This is a genomic window from Patulibacter minatonensis DSM 18081 (genome assembly GCF_000519325.1).
GTDB classification, from domain to species: Bacteria; Actinomycetota; Thermoleophilia; order Solirubrobacterales; family Solirubrobacteraceae; genus Patulibacter; species Patulibacter minatonensis.
This window is the reverse complement of record NZ_KI912613.1, coordinates 2,341,280-2,360,750: the sequence shown is the minus strand read 5'-3', so window position 1 is coordinate 2,360,750 and position 19,471 is coordinate 2,341,280. Positions and strand designations below refer to the sequence as shown.

Here is a 19,471-nt window from a genome sequence, read left to right as displayed (position 1 = left end):
CAACGGGACCCGGACCCCGGTCCGCTAGCGTCGTCCCCATGTCCACCGTCGCGGTCACCACGTTCACCGATCCGGCCTGCCCCTGGGCCTTCAGCGCCGAGCCCATCCGCTGGCGGCTGAAGTGGCGCTACGGCGACCAGCTCGACTGGTCGCTGCGGATGGCCGGGCTGTCCGAGAGCGGCGCGTCGTACGAGAAGATGGGCTTCACCCCGGAGCGCGCCGCGGAGGTCCTGCGGCTGTTCGACACCTACGGCCAGCCGCTCTTCACCGGCTCCTCGCGTCCGGTCGGGGCGACGTGGCCGGCATGCCGGGCGATCGTCGCCGTGCGCGAGCACCGGGGCGTCGACGCGGCGGTGTCGCTGCTGCGCCGCCTCCACGTCCTCGCGCTGTCGGAGGGCCGCGAGCTGTCCGCCGACGACACGATCGACACCGCGATCACGCGCGCCGGGTTCGACGTCGCCGAGGTCCGCGGCTGGGTGGCCGAGGACGCGGTCGAGCAGGCGTTCCTCACCGACCTGCACGACACCCGCCACCCGACGCCCGCGGCGCTGGCGCTCGACCAGAAGCTCGCGAACTCCGGCGAGGACTGGACGCCGCGCGACGGCGAGGACGCCGGCCCCGGCCGCCGATACACGTGCCCGAGCTACCGGCTCTCCGCGGGCGAGGTCTCGCTCGAGGCGCCCGGCTTCCACACCCCGCTGACGATCGAGACGCTCGTCTCGAACGTCGCCCCCGGCCTGGAGCAGCGCCCGTGGGCCGAGGACGCCGGCGAGGTCGTCGCCTGGGCCGCCGGAGAGCCGCTGTCGACGCAGGAGATCGCCGGGGTCCTCGACCTCGACGACCGCGCCGCGGCCCGCGAGCAGCTCGTCGCCGCCGGTGCCGCCGAGCACCCCGTCGGCAACGACGCGTACTGGACCGCCGCATAGGGCGGGGCCCGGGGCCGCGGAGGCCCCGGGCAAGGATGGGGGTCACCCCTGGGGTGGTCCCCGTCGCCCGGGACGGGGCGCCCCGGCACGGTGGAGGCATGAGCCACATCGTCCGTTCACCGGCCGCGACCGTCGCCGCCGCCCTCTCCACCGCCGCACTCGCGGCGGGTGGCCTCGCCGGCCCCGCGTCGGCGGCCACGCCCGAGTACTACGACGTCCAGGTCGACGCGACCGTCGACACGACCTACACCGGGTCGGCGCACACGCCGGCGCTCGAGCACGACGCGTCCCTGTCGACGAGCACCCACGTCACCTCCGGGTTCCTCGCGAGCATCGAGCGCGCCGCCGACGGCCGCATCCTCGCAGGACACCGGCCGTCACGGCGGCGCCGGCCCGCGGTCGTTCGCGATCGAGAGCGCCGCGACCGAGGACGGCGACGTGGAGGGGAAGCTCGGGCCGCTGGGCGTGGACTTCGCGCTGCCGCCCGAGGCCACCGCGGCCGGAAAGGTGATCCAGCTCTTCGAGGGTCCGGCCGCCGGGCAGCCCGCGTACTGCCCCACCGCGCTCGACGAGCAGCCGCACCGCACCGCCTGCCGCGTGACGTTCCGCGGCACGATCACCCTCACGAAGGTCGACCCGTTCGGCGGGGGCGGGACCACCGGGACGACCCCGACCCCGGCGAACCAGCCCGCCGGCCCCGCCCGCCCCGGGACGACGACGCCCCCGCGCGCGGGGACCGGCACCGCGCCGGGGCGACCGTCCGTCCCGAAGGGCCGGGCGCGCCTGCAGGCCGGCGGGCGCAGCGTCGCGGTCCGGGTGACGTGCCCCGGAGCCTGCAGCGGCACCGCGACGTTCCGGGTGCCCGCCCGCGGCACGAAGGCCGGCCGGAAGCTCGCCGCCGTCCGCGTGCGCGTGCCGAAGCGCTCCGGGACGCGCACGGTCCGCGTCCCCGTCCCGCGTGCTGCGCGCGCCGCGCTCCGCCGGACGCCGGACGCCACGGTCGTCCTGGCGCTCCGCGGTGCGACCGGCCCCGCGACGACCGCGACGCTGCGGATCGCGCGGTAGGCGGTCGCCGGCGCCCGAGGCCCCGGGGACGGCACGGACCCCGGGCGCACCGGGCGCCGCTACCGGATCCGCAGCGTCGGGCTCGTGGTGCTCCGCGTGCTCCGCGTGGCGTCGACCGACCCGGCGTAGAACGCCTTCACGCCCAGCGCCCGGTCGTCGGTCAGGGCGATCTTCCTGCGGAACGTGCCGTCGGCGTTCGTCGACACCGAGGCGCGCTGGTTGCCGTACGTCCCGCCGCGCAGCGTCTCGAAGAGCACGACGCGGGAGGCGACCGGGGCGCCGCGCAACCGGCCGACGACGGTCACCGACCGGCGCGTCGTCCGTGCCTTCTCGCGGCCGCTCGTGGTCCGCAGCACCTTCCCGGCGCGCAGGAGCGTCATCGACGGCTTCGGGCCCGTGAGGAGGGTGCCGTTCCGCAGCGGCAGGCCGAGCACCGGATCCTCGTAGAGCAGCCCGTCGCGGTAGGGCACCGCCAGGGTCGGTCGGGCCCGCTCCGGGGTCGGGACGAGGGTCGCCGTCGCCCCGCCGTCCCCGGTCCGGAAGACCGCGTCGCGGGTCACCACGATCCCGCGCCTCGGCGTGGTGAACTCGATCCGGGGGTCGTTCTGGCCGTAGTAGAACAGCGTCTCGATCGACGGCAGCGCCGCACCGCGCGTGAACCGCCCGCCGGCGTCCGTGGTCCGGTAGAGGCCGTCCGGACCGAGGGCGATCGCCGACGTCGTCCCGAGCACCTGCACGTCCACGACCGGCGTGGCCGGCACCCGCACGGACGACCACGTCGCCCCGCCGTCGCGGGAGCGCGCCACCGCCGTCCTCCCCCACGCGAACACGAGCCTGCCGCGGGCCGACAGCCCCGTCAGGGCGCGGCCGGCAAGCGCGGGGCTGTCCGCCACGACGACACGGCCACCGGTCACCCGCGCGACGCCGCGACGCCCGGCGACGACCGGCCCGGACGACGACACCGCGAGGGTCGAGGGCGCGACCGCGGACACGTCGGCCACGGGCGCCCACGCGCCGCCGGAGAAGCGCAGGATCCGACCGCCGTCGACGAGCGCGTAGGGCTGGTCGGGCGTCCCCGCCACCTGCAGCACCTGCTGCTCGGGGAGCGGGAGCTCCTTCCAGGTCGGGTCCTCCGCCGTCGCGGCCACGCTGAGCCCGAGCGGTCCCGCCAGGGCGAGCAGCCCGTGCGTGCCGACGTTGCGCCGACCGGGCCGGAGGGGCGCGGCGACCGTCTCGAACGTCGCGCCGAAGTCCGCCGACCGCACGAGGCCGCGACCGCCGTCGAGTCCGACGAGCCCCTCGCCGCCGCTCGGGACGACGGACGCCGGTGCCGCGGGCTGCTGCGGCCCGAAGGTCGTGCCGTCGAAGCGCAGGTCGACGGGCGCCGAGCCGTCGGGCCGGGCGACCTCGACCAGGCACGTGCCGTCGGTGCGGCACAGGACGATCCGCGGGCGGAGCTTCGCGAGCTCGTACCCGGGGATCGCGGGCAGGGTCCGGCGGGCGAACGTCCGGCCGCCGTCGGTGGTGACGAGGAGCGCGCCGGCCACCGGCGCGACCGCGCGGCCGTCGCCGGCGTCCACGATCTGCGGCACCCCGCCGGGGACCCGGGTCACCGGGACCGGGGCGCCGTCCGCGTCGACGTCGGGGCCGGGGAACGGCACCGACGTCCACGTCGCGCCGCCGTCGTCGGAGCGCTCGATGCCGCCGGTCTGCGTCGCGACGCCGTCGACCTGCTCGTTCGTCAGCGGCGTGGCGCGCAGGTTCGCCGGCGTCGGCTGGGCGACGCACGACCCGGTCGGCGCGGTGCCCCAGCTCGCGCCCCCGTCCGTCGTCTCGATGGCCCGGGTCGCGCCCTGGTCGAGGCCGCACTCGGGGGCGAGCAGGTAGTGGTCGTCGCCGAGGATCCGCAGGCGCAGCTGGTTCTGCCCGTCGTCCGTCTGCACGATCCCGAGGCGCAGGACCTGCGATGCGTCGCGCACCACGAAGGCCGAGCGCCCGTTGTCGGAGCGCCCGACGACGACCGTCCTCGTCGGTGACACCGCGAGCTGCCCGACGGACGGGACGCCGACCGGTGCGGCGTTCTCCCACCCCGACCAGTTCGTGGTGACGGGGGCCGCGGCGGCCGACGCGGCGGCTCCGAACGTAGCGGTCGCCGTGAGGACGGCGAGGACCGATGGGTGCTGCATGGGGCGCTCCTGGGCTCCGGCCGTCCGGGACGCGGCCGTCGCCCAGGAGAACCCGGGTGGGCACCGGAAGGTGCGGTCCGCCGCCGCGCGGGCGGCTCCCGGCGCGTGCGCCGCCGGTCCCCGGAGGGCCTCCGGGCGCTCGGGTGCTCAGGGCGCTTCGGCTGATGACACCGCACACCGCGCGTGCCACCATCGCGGGGTGTCCGGTACCTCCCCCACCCTGATCCTCGTCCTCCGGAAGCTGAAGCGGACGGACGGCCGCTCGCTCCTGAAGCTGGCCGTGAAGGAGCTCATCGCCCGTGGCGCGCTGCGCGTGGAGCAGCAGGAGCGCACCGGGCGGGGCCGGAGGAAGGGCCCGAAGCTCCTGCTCGTCGAGGGCCCGACGCCGACGCCGCCGTCGCGGGCGCTGCAGGTCGCGCTCCGGGAGGTCCTGGCGGTGCCGTCCGAGGTGCACGACGGACGGTCGGCCCGGGAGCTCGGCGCCGTCGCGAAGCACCTCGCCCGGGGCGGCGCGGCGCGCAGCGTGCGGGACGCCGCGCTCGTCGACCTCACGGGCATGGGGCTCGTGCGGGAGGAGGAGCGCAAGGTCCTCGGCCTGTTCCGCCGGCGCGTGGTCGTGCGCACCCCGGGCGGCGACGCGCTGCTCGAGGAGGACGCCAGGGAGCGCGAGCGTGCCGGCGCCGCCGACGCGTCCGACGCGCCGTTCTTCTTCTTCGTCGGCGGCGACGGCGGGCACCACGACCTCCGTCCGGACGACGACGGGTCCGGCGGCGCGCTCGACGGCTCGTTCGACGGTGCGGTGGGCGGTGCCTTCGACTCGTCCTTCGACGGGGCCTTCGACAGCTCGTTCGACTCCGCCTTCGACTCGTCGTTCGACTCCGGCTTCTCCGACGGCGGAGGCGGGGGCGGCGACGGTGGTGGCGGAGGCGACGGCGGGGGCGGCGGGGGCGACTGACCTCCCCTCCCCCGCCGTCGCCGGACCGGGCGGCGCTCAGGACGTGATCGTCGACGCCGAGGGCAGGCGCTCGGGGATCGTGCAGACGACGCCGAGCTGCGCCAGCCCGCGGTCGATCACCGCGCCGCTCAGACTCAGCTGCCGCGCCAGCGACAGGAACCGCGGGAGGTCGCCGTCCCTGACCGGGTCGGCGAGGTCCAGCAGGTCGGACGCCCACCGCCGGACGTTGCGGACCGTCCGGGTGTGGACGTCGTCGACGATCAGCGACGGGGATTCGCGCTCGATCGCCCGCCCGAGCCGGCGCATCGACCCGGCGACACGGACGCTCACGCGCCGGTACTCGGCCGGGGTGTCGATGTCCTCGAACTCGACGACCCTCCGGACGACCGCGTCGCACGACCGCTTCATCCGCTTGAGCCCGCTGGGCAGCGCCGACGCGTTGGCGCAGCCCTCCGTGATCGGGTAGGCGGCGCGGCTCACCGCCCCCGGGAGCTGCGCGGCCGGGTCCCACCCGGTACGCAGGGTCGACTCCAGCGCCGATCCGGCGGCCACCGGGTCGCCGTCGACGCCGGCCGCCGCCGCCTGCGTCCTGCGCCGGGCCTTCGCGAGCGCGCGGCGGAGCTTCGCGTCGGCGGCCCGCAGGCCGGAGGGTGCCTTCCGCGCGGCGACGTCCCGCTCGTAGCGCCGGAGGATCGCGACCTCCGCACGCAGGTACCGCTCGACCGCCGCCGGCTTCGCGGACGGCAGACGGAGCCGCCCGAACCGCCGCCCGGCCGCCGTGCACGCCCGGAAGCGCTCGAGCCGGTAGCGCCAACGGCGATCGGCGTACAGATCGGCGAACCACTCGCCGTCGGCGCGTCGGAACCGGACCGGTGCCCCCGACCCGGTGGGGCGCACGGTGGCGGTGTCGCCGTCGACGGTGATCCGTTCGAGGTCGACCGTGCCAGGGGTCCCGGCGGCGGCCAGCGGACGGACCCGCCAGCGCGCCGCGCCGAGGACGTCGGTGCAGTCCGCCTCGTCCGGGACTCCCGTGACGGCCTGTCCGAGGCGGTCCAGCGCCGTCCTCGTCCGCTCGTCCAGTCCCGCGCACACCACCCGGCGATCCATCTTCGCCGGGACGGTCCCGACCGCGGTCTGGAGCTGCTCGAGCGCCGCGGCGACGTCCTTGCGCGGATCGTCCTTCCCGCCGCAGCCGGCCAGCACCACGAGCAGCACCAGGGCGAGCGCGAGCAGCGCCGCCCGCGACGCGACGGTCGGCCGGCGTGCCCCGCCTGCTGGTCGGTCGTCCCTCCGCACCCCGACCACCGCCGGGGACCCCCACACCACGCCACGCATACCGCTCCCTTGGACGCGCCCATCGTACGTCAGCGGGTGCGTGCCCGCGAGCGTCGATCGGACGGACGTCCAACCAGCGGTCAGCCCGTGGCCGCCCCCAGATCCACCAGGAACGCGACCTCCGCCACCGCCGCGCGCTCCAGGTCTGCGAGGTCCACCGACTCGTCGCCCGCATGGATGCGCGAGCGCTCGTCGCCCGGGCCCCAGAGGACGAACGCCGCGTCGGGGTAGATCGACGACAGGTCGGCGCACAACGGGATCGCGCCACCCGAGCCGATCCGGGTGACCGGGACGCCGTAGCCGGACTCCAGCGCGCGGCCGGCGGCCTCGGCGATCGGGCCGTCGCCCGCGAGGATCGCGCCGGGCGCGCCCGGCCCCTCGGCGACGGTCACCTGCGCGCCCCACGGCGTGTGCGCGAAGACGTGGGCGATCACGGCCTGGGCCGCCGCGGCCGGGTCCTGGGTCGGGGCGAGACGGACGCTGAGACGCGCCTTGGCCCGCGGGATCAGCGCGTTGGCGGCGGTGTCGACCGTCGGTGCGTCGATGCCGATCGCGGTGACCGACGGGCGCACGAAGAGCTGGTCGGCGATCGGTCCGGCGCCGAGCAGGTCGACGCCCTCGAGCACGCCGGTCTCGTCGCGCCAGGCGTCGGGCTCGATCGCGGCGCCGTCCCACGGGAGGACGTCGAGGCCCTCGACGGCGACCGAGCCGTCGTCGTGGTGCAGCGAGGCGATCAGGCGGGAGAGCGCGAGCAGCGCGTCCGGGCCCGGACCGCCGGCCACCCCGGAGTGGACCGGCGCCTCGAGCGTGTCGACCGTGACGTCGACGACGGTCATGCCGCGCAGCGAGGTCGTCAGCGTCGGCCGCCCCGTCGCGACGTTCGAGCCGTCGGCGATGACGAACGCGTCGGCGGCGAACCGCTCGGGGTCGGCGGCGACGAGCTTGGAGAGCGTGCCGTTGCCGGTCTCCTCCTCGCCCTCGATCAGGACCTTCACGTGGACCGGAAGCCCCGGACCGCCGTCGCCGAGGAGCGCGGCGAGCGCCGCGGCGTGCAGGGCGACGCCGCACTTGTCGTCGGCGGTGCCGCGGCCGTAGAGGCGGCCGTCGCGCTCGGTCGGCTCCCAGGCCGGCGAGGTCCACGACTCGTCGGGCCCGGCGGGCTGGACGTCGTAGTGGGCGTAGAGCAGGACCGTCGGCGCGTCCGGGTCGGCGGCGCGGAGGTGGGCGAAGATCGCGGGCGGGGCACCCGGGACGTCGACGCGCTCGATGCCGGTGACGCCGGCCTCCTCCAGCACGGCGACCGTCGTGTCTGCGGCCTCGCGGACCGGGGCCTCCGGGAAGCCCGGGAAGGCCACCGACGGGATGCGGACGAGACGCTCGAGCGCGTCGCGCAGGCGGGTGGTGTCGACGGGGGGAACGGTGCTCATGCGGGTCCTCGGGGTCGGGGGACGGGGTGGTCGACGGGTCCGCGGTCAGGCGCGGTGCGGGGTCACGCCGGGACCGTCGCGGACGTGCGGGGTGCCGGGCCGAAGAGCTCCGTCAGCGCTCCGGGGAGCCCCGCCGCGTCGTCGACCACGACGTCGGCGTCCTGCAGGTCCTCGGGGCGGTGACCGCCGGTGGCGATCGCGATCACGGGGACGCCGTCGTGGCGGGCGCAGGCGATGTCGCGGGGCGTGTCGCCGATGACGACGGTGCGGTCGGTCGGCCACGGGCGGTCGCCCGGCAGGAGCGCCTCCCCGGCGCGGCGGCGTGCGGTCGCGGGCAGGAGCAGCCGGTCCTCGTGGTCGGACCCGAAGCCGCCGCCGAGGCGCGGGTCGAACCAGTCGCCGATCCCGGCCGCCTGGAGCTTCCGCCGCGCGACGCGCTCGAAGTTGCCGGTCACGAGCGAATGGACGACGTCGCCGCGGTCGAAGAGCTCCCGCAGCACCGGCTCCAGGCCCGGGCTGACGTGCGTCTCGAGGTCGCCGGGGACGTAGGTCGCGCAGATCCGGTCGTGGACGGCCTCGGCGTGCTGGTCGACGACGGCGCCCTCGATCCCGGCGTTCGTGAGGATCTCGCGGGCGATCTGCCCGTCGGTCATCCCGGCCATCCGCTGGTCGCGGAGCAGCTGGCGGTCCTCGAGCCCGTGGATGGCGCAGAGGGCCTCCCACACGGCGAGGGCGTGCGACGCCGACGCGCGCAGGAGCAGCGTCCCGTCGATGTCCCAGAGCAGGAGCACCGGGATCGGCCCGCCCGGTGCGACGTGGCCGGCAACGGGCGGCGCGGGCCGCGGCACGACCTCCGCTCCGGCCTCGTCCAGCGCCCGCTCGTCCGCGGTCCTGCCGGACGCTCCGGCCCCCTCCGCGGCGCTCACCGGAGCAGGTCGACGTCGGACGTCAGGCCCTGGGCGAACGCGGCGATGAGCTTCGCGGCGTTCAGGATGTCCTCGACCTGCGCGGTCTCGACGACCGAGTGCATGTAGCGCAGCGGGACGCCGATGACACCGGTGGGGATGCCGTCCGCGGCGATGTTGATCGCGTCGGCGTCGGTGCCGGTCCCCCGGCCCGTCGCGCTGATCGTGTACGGGATGCCCTCGGCCTCGGCCGTCTCGATCAGGCGGTCGCCGACCCACGGGTGCAGCGGCGTCCCGAGCTCGACGACGGGGCCGGAGCCGAGCGGGTGCTCGCCGATCTCGTTCGTGTCGACGCCCGGCTGGTCGCTGGCGAACGTCACGTCCACCACGACCGCGATGTCGGGCCGCACGCGGTGCGCCGTCGTCGCGGCACCGTGCAGGCCGGTCTCCTCGCGGGCGACCGCCCACGCCTGGACCTCGCCCGGCGCGCCGCCCTGCTCGGCGACGAGGCGGGCGACCTCGTAGGCGACGAACGAGCCGATGCGGTTGTCCATCGAGCGCGACGCGACCCGGCCGCCGCGGAGCTCCAGCGGCTCCGCGTCGACGACCGCGACGTCGCCGATCCGCACGGCCTGCAGGGCGTCGTCCTTGTCGGTCGCGCCGATGTCGATCGTCAGCTCCTTGAGCTTGGCCGCCCGCGAGCGCTCGTCGGCCTCGATCAGGTGGATCGGCTTCTTGCCGATGACGCCGGGGACGAGGCCGTTCTTCGTGATCAGCTTCACGCGCTGCCCGACGAGCTGCTGCGGGTCCTGCCCGCCGACCGCGGCGATCCGCAGGTAGCCCTTGTCGTCGATGTGCGTGACGATCAGGCCGATCTCGTCGATGTGCCCGACGACGGCCAGCGACGGTACGCCACCCTCGGACGTCCCCGCCGACGTCCCGTCCTCCGTGGACGTCCCGGCGACCCGGGCGACCGTCGAGCCGAACGTGTCGCGCTCGAGCGTCGCGAACTTCTCGGCGTGGCCGCGCCAGACGCCCGCGGCGATCCCTTCCCGGCCGGACGGGCCCGGGGCGGTCAGGAGGTCGCGCAGGACAGGGGGAAGGCTCATGACCGGACCGTATCGCGCGCGGGCACGGGTCCCGGTGCCGTCGGGGGCCGACGACCGCCGACGCGCCAAAAGCTTCGGGGGTCCTCCCGCATGACACCGGGCGGGCCGGGACGGAGGCTGCCCCCGCGTCCTCGCCGCACCGGCCGGCCGGGGACCGCCCACCGAACCCCCGAAGGAGCCGATCCCCATGAGCACCACCGAGACCCGCCGCCCGCGTCGTCCGTCACCGTCCCTCCTCGTCGCCCTGCTCGCGCTGTTCGTCGCGCTCGGCGGCACCGCGACCGCCGCGGCGCTGATCGACGGCAAGCGGATCAGGAGCGGCACCGTGACCGGCAAGCAGGTGAAGAACCGCTCGCTGACGAGCTCGGACCTGAGCGCCTCGACCGTCAAGGCGCTGCAGGGCAGGGCGGGCGCGACCGGGGCCACGGGCGCCGTCGGCCCGGCGGGTGCGGCCGGGCCGACCGGGCCCGTCGGTCCGGCCGGAGCGGTCGGCGCCGCTGGTCCGGCGGGCCCCGCGGGCATCGTCGTGCCGCAGTCCGCCACGCTGGCCAGCAAGAACCTGGGCATGAACTCCTCCGGCGTCGTGCTCGAGAAGGCGGTCCCGTCGGCGCGCTACGTCGTGCACGCGAAGATGAGCCTGACGAGCACCGGGAGCGCGAGCTTCGACTGCAACATCGTCGCGGACGGCACGGCACGCGACGAGATCACGCTGAAGCCCGCCGCCCCGAACAGCACGACGCCCGTGGCCCTGCAGGCCGTCACACCGGGCGCCGTGACGACGATCCAGGTCCGGTGCGACACGGCGGCCGACGCCGTCGCCGTGACGGACACGAGCATCATCGCCACGCCTGTCGGGTGAGCGCGCGGAGGCGCCCCGCGCTACCCGCGCGGAGGCGTCCCCCGGCGCACCTGGCGGTTGATCCCGCCGGTCTGCAGCCCCCACAGCACCCAGCCGGCGCGACCGGCGGTGGCGCCGCGGACGCCGCCGGGTGCGAGGTCGCGTGCCCGGGCGAGGTCGCCGGACGTGAGGATCTCGATGACGGTCGCGGGACCCGCGGGGCCGCCTTCCGAGGCCAGGCGCCGGCCGGCGCGCTGCGCGATGACCTCGCCGACCTGCTCGGCGCGGGCCATCCACGGCGCGGCCTCCTCGCGCGAGCGGGTCCCGACGGGCCCGAGCACGTACGCCTCGACCTGGACGCCGAACCCGGACTCCTCGGCCGCCAGCACCTGCGCGGCCATCAGCTCGCCCGCCGCGATCGTCGAGACCGCGCCGGACCCCGGGACGGGATAGCGGGCGGCGGCGCCGTTGATCATCACGTAGCCCGCGCCGGGCCGGTCGCGCAGCATCGGGACGAACGCGTGCATCGCCAGCTGGTGGCTGCGCAGGCCGTCGTGGACGACGCGCTCCCATTCCTCGATCGGCAGCTCCGCGAGCGGCGGGCCGACGTCCCAGCCGCCGAGCGCGGCGACGACGAGGTCCGGCGGTCCGGCCAGGCGCTGGACGTCCGCGGCGAGGCGTCGCGCGGCGCCGTCGCCGTCCGAGAGGTCACCGATCACCGGGACGAGCCGCTCGACCGGGGCGCCGGCCTTCGCGAGCCGCTGCTCGAGCTGACCGAGCCGCTCGGACCGCCGCGACGGGACGGCGACGCGCGCCCCGGCGTGCAGCAGCGCGCTGACGATCCCCTCCCCCACCTCGCCGGCACCGCCGCAGACGACCGTGGTCCGCCCGTCGAGGCGGGAGGGCGGAGCGGCGGGGCCGCGACCGGGCAGGCGGTCGATCAGGGACATGCCGCCGAGGCTACCCGGACGGGGGCGTCGGTCCGCGGGACGCGCGGGCCGGGACGCGCGGGGGGCGATGGTGGTCGGTCTCCGACCGGGAGCGACCTCGGGACGTTCGCGGTCCGGTGGCGGGGGCGATGGTGGTCGATCTCCGACCGGGAGCGACCTCGAGACAGGTCCGTCGGCGCGGCCCGCGCTCGCCCACGCGCGGCCCGCGCCCGTCCCTGCTCGCCCACGCTCGCCCCTGCTCGGCGGACCGGCCCCGTCAGTCCGCCGCCACCCCGACCCCGAGGCCCTCGGCCTCGCGGGCGTGGGCCGCCCCGCGCCGGCCGCCGAAGACCATCCGGTGCGTGATCAGGCCGCCGAGAGCGATCAGGGCGAACATCAGGATGCAGCCCCACTCGACGTACCAGGAGGCGCCGATCGCCCGTGGCCAGGCGATGTTCACGACCTCGAACAGGAGCCAGGCCGCGGCGGCGACGTTGACGCCGACCGAGAGCACGCCCTTCAGGCGGAAGACGCCCGGCTCCCAGCGCCCGCGGGCCCGGGTGACCAGGAGTGCGAACACCGGCAGGGCGAACGCGATGTAGAAGCCGCCCGAGGCCAGCGCGATCAGGGTGTCGTAGAGGTCGACCGCGACCGCGCCGATGAGGACGACGGCCGAGACCGCGGAGGTCACGAGGATCGCGTTGACCGGCAGGCCCTCGCGCGGCGAGAGCCGGCTCATGAACGTCGCGGCGGGCAGCTGGCGCTCGCGGGACATCGCGAAGACCACGCGGGAGACCGCGGCGCCGACGGCGACCATGCCGGCGCAGAACCCGGTCGAGACGACGAGGAACATCGGCTTGACGATCCAGGACCCGAGCTCGGCCGACAGGGTCGCGGCGATCGGGTCGGAGACCTCGCCGGAGAGCACCGCGGGGAGGTTCGGGATCGCGAGGATCAGCGCCAGGCCGGCGTACATCACGATGCAGGCGACGAAGACGAGCGAGACGATCAGCGCCTTGGGGACGTTCTTCTCGGGCTCCTCGACCTCCTCGGCGACGTCGGCGGCGCTCTCGAAGCCGATGAACGCCCAGCCGACGATCGCGACCGCGGCAAGGAACGGCCCGAAGGCGAACGAGCCGCTGCCGCCGGCGACGCCGGTGAAGAGGTCGGAGAGGCTGTTCTCGCGGTGGAAGACGAGCAGGATCGTGCCGATCACGACCGAGCCGATCAGCTCGCAGCCGATCGAGACGAGGACGAAGATCTGCAGCGGCCTGCGGCCGACGACGTTGGCGAGGGTCGCGACGGCGACGAAGCCCAGGGCGATCACGAGCCGCAGCACGGTGCTCGGGTCGTCGTTGCCGAAGACGCCCGCGAGGAACGGGCTGGCCGCGTAGGCGGTGGCGACCATCAGCGCGATCAGGGTCCAGACGTAGGCCCAGCCCGTCACCCACCCGTAGGTCCGGCCGAGCATCCGGCGCGACCACTGGTAGAGCCCGCCCTCCTCCGGCCAGCGGCTCGACAGCTCGCCGAGGGTCAGCGCGACGAGGAACTGGCCGACCAGGACGATCGGGAACGCCCACCAGAAGGACGCGCCGGCGGTGCCCAGGCCGAGGGCGAAGATCGCGTAGAGCGCGATGATCGGGGAGATGAACGCGAAGGCGAGCGAGAACGTCGCGCGCAGCGTGAAGTCGCGCTTGAGGACGCCGTCCGGGGCGTGCGCACCGGCCGGCGATGGAGGGGCGGAGGAGCCACCCGGAACGGGAGTGCTGGTCATAGGTCGGACCATAGGACCGCCCTCCGCCCCCGCTTATCGACCGTCGTCCAAGGCCGGGCGCCCGCCGGTTGGCCCGGTGGCGTGCCCTCGCGTGCGGGCCCGCGCGGCCGTGGAGGAGCGCCGCGATCAGGCCGGATCCGCCGATGATCGGCGGTGTCTCGGCGTCGAGGATCGAGTGTGGGTCGATCGGACACGTGAGGACGGTCGGCGACCATTCGATCGTGTCCGGTCGGGTCACGCGAAGGTCATCGGCGTCGAGACGACCCGAGGATCGGTGGATCCGGCCTTCAGGCCTGCCGACGCACGAACGAGAGCCGCACGCGGGAGGGGTCGACCCAGACCCGGGAGAGCCCGACGACCTCGTGGTCGCGGGCGAAGTGCGTCTCGAGCAGCTCGACGTACGCCTCGCCCGGCCGGACGAGCAGCCCGGCGGGCTCGCCGTCGGCCGCGACCCTCGGCGTGATGTCGGTCGTGGCGTAGTCGACCGGTGCGGCGCAGCACGCCGCGATGAACGCGAAGGTCGAGTCGCCCGGGTCCACGCCCTCGACCGCGACCGTGAGGCGCTCGGCGGGGACGACGTCCTGGACCGCGATCACGGGGTCGCCGTCGGCGTGCAGCAGCCGGTCGACGACGACGCACGGCGCGGCCTCGTCGACGCCGAGCGCCACGCCGAACACCCCGGCCGGCGCGGAGCGCAGCGCGTGGGTCTCCGTCGCCTCGTGGCCCTGCTGGGCGATCAGCGACGTGAACGACACCAGGCGGTTCAGGCGCATCGCCGAGCGCAGCACGTGGCGGTTGATCGACGTGCCGAAGCGCCGGCGCCGGGTGATCAGGCCGTCGGCCTCGAGCGCGTGCAGCGCCGCGCGCAGGGTCGGGCGGCTGACGCCGAGCCGGCCGGCGAGCTCGGCCTCGGGCGGCAGGCGGTCGTCCGGGAACGCGTCGGCGTGGATCCCGGCGAGCAGCGCCTCGTGCGCGAGGTCGGCGAGCGACCGGCCCTCCGCGGCGGTGACGTCCACGGGCCGCAGCGCCACGGGCGAGCTCTCTGACGGCGGCACGGCGATGGACCGATTCTAGTCGGGCACACCGTCGCACCGCCCACTTCTGCGTTCGCGTCGCATACCGACGCCAACGTCACATCGGCACCCCGCGCCCGCTGGCGGCCTGGCTGCTCCCTCCACCGCGGACAACCGCCCCGGCCGGGATCTTCGCCACCCGTCCAAGGCGCCACGCAATGGTCGGACCTAACGTGGTCCGTGCCCTAGGGTTCCGCCGCGCCACGGTGCGGGACTGGTCCGAGAGGGCAGACCCGGCACCGCACATAGCCGGGTTGCACGGAGGGAGAAAAGCCCGGGAGAGACGACTCGTCGTCCCCTGGGCTTTCGTCGTTCAACGAGGAGGTTCCACATGCCCGAGACGTCCGAGGACCACGAGCCCGAGCGGGTGCCCCGAGCCCCGTCGCAGTCCGACGCGGCTTCGATCCGCGACGCTCGGGGTGGGGCCCGCACCCCTGCCCTGCACTCGACGGAGGTCCCCGGTGGCTGGACGTGGTCCGGCGTCGTGCGCCGCGGCCTGGCCCTGCGGCTGACCGATCCGACGGGGAGCGGCACCGTCGCGCTGACCGCCCTGCGTGCCGCCGACACCTCCGAGCGGTACTGCATGGGCGACACGCTCAAGCAGCAGTTCACCTCGCGCCTTAGCACCGGTCACGCGCTGTACTCCGACATGGGCCGGATCCTGCTCTCGATCGTCGCGGACGACGTGGGCGGGCACGACCCGTTCGGCGGCCTCGGCGACGACCGGCTGCTGACGGCGCGACACGGCGCCGCGCCGTACCAGGACCTCCGCAACGCCCGGTGGCGCTCGGGCCGCGAGGCGCTGGAGACGGAGCTCGCGAAGCACGGCCTCGGGCGTCGCGACCTCGGCGACGTCGTGAACCTCTTCAGCGTCGTCGACGTCGCGGAGGACGGGACCACCGCGCTGCGGGCCGGCCACTCGCACCCCGGCGCGTCGGTCGTCCTGCGCGCCGAGCTCGACGTGCTCGTCGCGCTGTACGCGGGGCCGCACCCGCACGAGGACGTCGCGGCCTGGGCGCCGCACCCCGTCGGCCTGGCGATCGAGCCGATCGCCCCGGCGGGCCCGGACGACGTCGTCCGCCTGCTCCGTCCCGAGAACGCGCGCGGCCTCGCCGCCAGCGAGCTCGCCACCCTCCTCGGCCCCGTCGCGGCCTGACCCTCGTCCGTCCCGGAGCACCCATGAGCACCACCGAACAGCCCCGCACCACCCCCACCGACGGCCTGGTCGACCTGCCGGACGTCCCCGGCGGCCGCATCCGCGAGAGCGCCCTGATTGCCGTCGACGCGCGCGCCGACGACGTCGTGCCCGCCGGCGACGGCCGCCTCGTCCGCCTGGAGGCCGGGGAGCGCCTGCGGATCGTCGACCTCTGCGGCAACCAGGCCGCCGACACCCTCTTCTACGCCGCCGACGACGTCGGCTCCCGCTACTCGGCGGCGGCGACGATCCGGTCGGAGGGCAACGTCTACCTGCGCGCCGGCTCGACGCTGGTCGACCAGGACGGCGTCGCCCTCGTGACGATCACGGGCGACACCTGCGGCCGCCACGACACGCTCGGCGGCGCGTGCTCCCAGGAGTCCAACGTCGTCCGCTACGGGAAGCACACGCGGCACATGCACGCGTGTCGCAACACGTTCGTTCGGGTCGGTCTGGAGCACGGCGAGGTCCTCCAGAAGCGCGACCTCGCGGCGAACGTGAACTTCTTCATGAACGTCCCGCTGACCCCCGACGGCGGCCTGCGGTTCGACGACGGGATCTCCGCGCCCGACCGCTACGTCGAGGTCCGGGCCGAGCGCCCGGTGCTGGTCCTCCTGAGCAACTGCCCGCAGCTGAACAATCCGTGCAACGGCTACGACCCGACCCCGGTGCGCCTGCTGACGTGGGACGCGGCGACCGCCGCCGCGGGCGATCCCGACGCCCCGGCCGCGCGGCCCGGGACGGAGCCCGCGACCGACGGGGCGGGGCGATGAGCACCACGGCCGACGCGTGGGCCGGCGTCGCCTGCGGCACGACGCTCGCCGGGATGCTCCGCGTCGTCGACGTCGAGCGCCCGGGCCTGCAGACCTCCGTCCAGGACGAGCGGGGGCGTCTCGGGCTCTGGGAGGTCGGCGTGCCGCCCTCGGGCGCGATGGACGCGCGGTCGCTCGCCCGCGCCAACGCCCTGGTCGGCAACGACGCGGACGCCGCGGGGCTCGAGATCACGCTCGACGGCCCCACGCTGCGCTTCCCGGGCGGCGCGGTCGTCGCGGTCTGCGGTGCTGCGGTGGCGCTGCACGTCGACGACTCGGCCGTGCCGTTCGACGCGGTCGTGCGCGTGCCCGCCGGCGCCGCGCTCACGGTCGGCGGGGTGACCGGCGCCGGCGTCCGCGCCTACCTCGCCGTGCGGGGCGGGATCGACGTCGCCCCGGAGCTCGGCAGCCGCGCGACCTTCCTCGCCGGCGCGATCGGCGGGCACGAGGGGCGGGTCCTGGCCGCGGGCGACCGGCTGCCGGTCGGGGCGGCCGGCGGCGGGAGTCCGGCGACGCGCGCGGGAAGCGCACCGGCGGACGTGTCCACCGCGGCATCGGCCGACGATGCCCCGCTGACGGCGCGCCCCCGCGCCGACCTCGCCGACCCGCCCGCGATCACCCACGACTGGACCCTGCGCGTCCAGCACGGCCCGCACGGCGCCCCCGACCTGCTCACGGCCGCCGGCCTCGAGCGGCTGCTCGCGGGCCCGTGGGAGGTCCACGGCCACGCGGACCGCACCGGCATCCGCCTGTCGGGCCCGGTCGCGGAGTTCGCGCGGCGCGACGGCGGCGACGCGGGGCTGCACCCGTCGAACGTGATCGAGACCCCCTACGCGCTCGGCGCGATCATGCTCTCGGGCGATACTCCGATCATCGTGGGCCCCGACGGCCCGAGCCTCGGCGGCTTCTGCGCCCCGCTCTGCGTCGTGCGGGACGACCGCTGGAAGCTCGGGCAGCTGCGGCCCGGGGACGACGTGACCCTGGAGCTCGACGTGGCGTCGCGACGGGCGGCCCACGAGGACACGGACGCCGGACCGCTCGGCGGCCCCCCGACCGCCGGCGACGTCGCCGCGCAGTCGGCGCGCCCCGCCCCGCCCGCCGAGGCCGCCCCGGCCGTCCTCGCCGAGCTGCCCGGCCGCGACGGCCAGCCCACGATGCGCTTCCGGCGCGCCGGCGACGAGAACGTCGTCGTCGAGTACGGCGACCCGTCGATCGACTTCGCGCTGCGCCTGCGGGTCCACGGCCTGCAACAGGCGATCCGCGAGGCCGCGCTCCCTGGCGTCCGCGACCTGACGCCGGGCGTCCGCTGCCTGCAGGTCCGCTTCGACCCCGACCGCATCGCGCTGCCGCGCCTGATGGACGAGCTGCAGCGTCTGGAGCACGAGCTGCCCGCCACCGACGCGCTCGAGGTGCCCGCCCGCGAGGTCACGATGCCGCTCTCGTGGGAGGACCCCGAGGCCGTCAAGGCGATGCGCCACTACCAGGAGCACGTCTTCCCGGACGCCCCGTGGGCGCCGGACAACATCGAGTACATCCGGCGGATCAACGGCCTGCCCGACAAGCAGGCGGTGCAGGACCTGATCCTCGACACCCGGTACGTCGTCGTCGGCCTCGGAGACGTCTACCTCGGCGCCCCCGTGGCCCTGCCGCTCGACCCGCGCCACCAGCTCGTCACCACGAAGTACACGCCGGCACGCACCTGGACGCCGGAGAACGCGGTCGGCATCGGCGGCGCCTTCCTCTGCGTCTACGGGATGGAGGGCCCGGGCGGCTACCAGCTGTTCGGCCGCACCGTCCCCGTCTGGATGCGCCGCGACGAGGAGGGTCGGTCGCCGGAGAAGCCGTGGCTGCTGCGGCACTTCGACGTGCTGCGGTTCGAGCTCGTCTCCGCCGACGAGCTGCTGCGCCTGCGGGCCCGCGCGAAGGACGGCCACCACGTCGTCTCGATCCGCGAGCGGACCTTCACCCTCGCCGACCGCCGGGCCCTCGAGTCCACCGACGTCGACGCGATCGACGCGCACCGGGCACGGCGGTCCGCCGCCTTCGAGGCCGAGCGCGCGTCGTGGGCCGCATGAGCGCGGCCGGGGTCCCCGTCCCCGCCGACGTGCACGGCACGACAGGGCAGCACCACGGCGCGACGCACGCGGCCGGTGACGTCCACGCGGCGCCCGGATCGACCCAGGCCGCCGTCCGCGCGGGAACGACCGATGTCGCGACCCTGGCCCGCGCCGCCCGCGAACGCGCCGCCGCCCACGACGACCCGGTGTTCCTGCACGTCCTCGGCGACGGCGCACTCGACGGTTTCGTGGCCCGCGCCGCGGCGGCCGGGCCGCTCGCGCCGCTGACCGGCCTGACGTTCGCGGTGAAGGACAACATCGACGTCGAGGGCGCACCGACCACGGGGGCGTGCCCGTCGTTCGCGTACGAGCCCGGGCGGTCCGCGACGGTCGTCGACCAGCTCGTCGAGGCCGGCGCGGTCCCGGTCGGCAAGACGAACCTCGACCAGTTCGCGACGGGGCTCGTCGGGACGCGGTCGCCCTACGGCGCGCCCCGCTCGGTCGCCGATCCCGACCGGGTCAGCGGCGGCTCGAGCTCCGGGTCGGCGGTCGCCGTCGCGCGCGGCGACGTCGACGTCGCCCTCGGGACCGACACCGCCGGTTCGGGGCGCGTCCCGGCCGCCTTCAACGGCATCGTCGGGCTCAAGCCGACCCGCGGCCGGCTCAGCGCGGCGGGCGTCGTCCCGGCGTGCCGGTCGCTCGACTGCGTCTCCGTGTTCACCCGCGACGTCGACACCGCCGCGACCGTCCTCGCCGCGCTCACGGCCGCGACCCCGGCGGCCGCGTTCCCCGACGGGCCGATCGACCCGCGGGACCCGTGGTCGCGCGGCCGGCCCACCGGCCCCGACCCGGCCGCGGCGCGGATCGGGCCGGCCGGCCGCGCCG

At 76.0% G+C, this 19,471-nt stretch carries 16 protein-coding genes and 1 riboswitch; of the genes, 8 read left to right on the top strand and 8 right to left on the bottom strand.

Annotated features, from left to right (window positions below):
* Window positions 1-38: 38 nt before the first annotated feature.
* Complete coding sequence (locus PATMI_RS0110855; protein ID WP_026910912.1) at window positions 39-926, top strand: DsbA family oxidoreductase; 888 nt, start codon at window positions 39-41, stop codon at window positions 924-926.
* Window positions 927-1,364: 438 nt separating this feature from the next.
* Window positions 1,365-1,991 (top strand): hypothetical protein, encoded by a 627-nt coding sequence (locus tag PATMI_RS0110845; RefSeq protein WP_026910911.1) that lies wholly within the window; start codon window positions 1,365-1,367, stop codon window positions 1,989-1,991.
* Between the two features lie 59 nt (window positions 1,992-2,050).
* Here PATMI_RS0110845 and PATMI_RS0110840 read toward each other — a convergent pair whose 3' ends face one another.
* On the bottom strand, window positions 2,051-4,177 hold the full coding sequence (locus tag PATMI_RS0110840; protein ID WP_026910910.1) for a WD40/YVTN/BNR-like repeat-containing protein: 2,127 nt from the start codon (window positions 4,175-4,177) through the stop codon (window positions 2,051-2,053).
* Window positions 4,178-4,376: 199 nt separating this feature from the next.
* On the opposite strand from PATMI_RS0110840, the gene PATMI_RS37920 reads away from it, so the two are divergent.
* Window positions 4,377-5,132 carry a hypothetical protein gene (locus PATMI_RS37920; protein ID WP_036725689.1) on the top strand — a complete coding sequence of 252 codons (756 nt, stop codon included), beginning with the start codon at window positions 4,377-4,379 and terminating at the stop codon, window positions 5,130-5,132.
* A 36-nt stretch (window positions 5,133-5,168) separates the two neighbouring features.
* Here the strand turns inward: PATMI_RS37920 and PATMI_RS0110830 are convergent, their stop codons facing one another.
* The 4 genes from PATMI_RS0110830 to PATMI_RS0110815 all read right to left on the bottom strand — a co-directional run bounded on the left by PATMI_RS0110830 (window position 5,169) and on the right by PATMI_RS0110815 (window position 9,908).
* Window positions 5,169-6,455, bottom strand: a complete 1,287-nt coding sequence (locus PATMI_RS0110830) for a hypothetical protein (RefSeq protein ID WP_169738353.1) — start codon at window positions 6,453-6,455, stop codon at window positions 5,169-5,171.
* Between the two features lie 92 nt (window positions 6,456-6,547).
* Window positions 6,548-7,894: a M20/M25/M40 family metallo-hydrolase gene (locus tag PATMI_RS0110825; RefSeq protein ID WP_026910908.1), complete on the bottom strand. Its 1,347-nt coding sequence runs from the start codon at window positions 7,892-7,894 to the stop codon at window positions 6,548-6,550.
* A 62-nt stretch (window positions 7,895-7,956) separates the two neighbouring features.
* On the bottom strand, window positions 7,957-8,820 hold the full coding sequence (locus tag PATMI_RS34390) for an HAD family hydrolase (RefSeq protein ID WP_051471356.1): 864 nt from the start codon (window positions 8,818-8,820) through the stop codon (window positions 7,957-7,959).
* Window positions 8,817-9,908, bottom strand: a complete 1,092-nt coding sequence (locus PATMI_RS0110815; protein ID WP_026910907.1) for a M20/M25/M40 family metallo-hydrolase — start codon at window positions 9,906-9,908, stop codon at window positions 8,817-8,819. The genes PATMI_RS34390 and PATMI_RS0110815 overlap by 4 nt, the downstream gene beginning before the upstream one ends.
* A 187-nt stretch (window positions 9,909-10,095) precedes the next feature.
* On the opposite strand from PATMI_RS0110815, the gene PATMI_RS37915 reads away from it, so the two are divergent.
* The gene (locus tag PATMI_RS37915) at window positions 10,096-10,767 is read left to right on the top strand and encodes a hypothetical protein (protein WP_026910906.1); all 672 of its coding nucleotides are present in this window, start codon (window positions 10,096-10,098) and stop codon (window positions 10,765-10,767) included.
* Window positions 10,768-10,787: 20 nt separating this feature from the next.
* Here the strand turns inward: PATMI_RS37915 and PATMI_RS29165 are convergent, their stop codons facing one another.
* From PATMI_RS29165 to PATMI_RS34385, 3 genes are all read right to left on the bottom strand, one after another.
* The gene (locus PATMI_RS29165; RefSeq protein ID WP_051471354.1) at window positions 10,788-11,696 is read right to left on the bottom strand and encodes an SDR family NAD(P)-dependent oxidoreductase; all 909 of its coding nucleotides are present in this window, start codon (window positions 11,694-11,696) and stop codon (window positions 10,788-10,790) included.
* A gap of 256 nt (window positions 11,697-11,952) precedes the next feature.
* The gene (locus tag PATMI_RS29160; RefSeq protein WP_051471353.1) at window positions 11,953-13,449 is read right to left on the bottom strand and encodes an APC family permease; all 1,497 of its coding nucleotides are present in this window, start codon (window positions 13,447-13,449) and stop codon (window positions 11,953-11,955) included.
* 287 nt (window positions 13,450-13,736) lie between these two features.
* Window positions 13,737-14,504 carry a GntR family transcriptional regulator gene (locus PATMI_RS34385; RefSeq protein ID WP_084269859.1) on the bottom strand — a complete coding sequence of 256 codons (768 nt, stop codon included), beginning with the start codon at window positions 14,502-14,504 and terminating at the stop codon, window positions 13,737-13,739.
* Window positions 14,505-14,696: 192 nt separating this feature from the next.
* Window positions 14,697-14,805, top strand: a riboswitch (guanidine-I (ykkC/yxkD leader).
* A 48-nt stretch (window positions 14,806-14,853) separates the two neighbouring features.
* On the opposite strand from PATMI_RS34385, the gene PATMI_RS29150 reads away from it, so the two are divergent.
* The 4 genes from PATMI_RS29150 to PATMI_RS37380 all read left to right on the top strand — a co-directional run.
* Complete coding sequence (locus PATMI_RS29150; RefSeq protein ID WP_051471349.1) at window positions 14,854-15,678, top strand: urea amidolyase associated protein UAAP1; 825 nt, start codon at window positions 14,854-14,856, stop codon at window positions 15,676-15,678.
* A gap of 23 nt (window positions 15,679-15,701) precedes the next feature.
* Complete coding sequence (locus PATMI_RS29145; RefSeq protein ID WP_051471347.1) at window positions 15,702-16,490, top strand: DUF1989 domain-containing protein; 789 nt, start codon at window positions 15,702-15,704, stop codon at window positions 16,488-16,490.
* Window positions 16,487-18,604, top strand: coding sequence for a 5-oxoprolinase/urea amidolyase family protein (locus tag PATMI_RS0110780; protein ID WP_157260717.1), 2,118 nt, complete (start codon window positions 16,487-16,489; stop codon window positions 18,602-18,604). The genes PATMI_RS29145 and PATMI_RS0110780 overlap by 4 nt, the downstream gene beginning before the upstream one ends.
* Window positions 18,601-19,471: amidase family protein (locus PATMI_RS37380; RefSeq protein ID WP_245604146.1), on the top strand; the 871-nt coding region annotated here is incomplete at its 3' end. The genes PATMI_RS0110780 and PATMI_RS37380, both read left to right, overlap by 4 nt.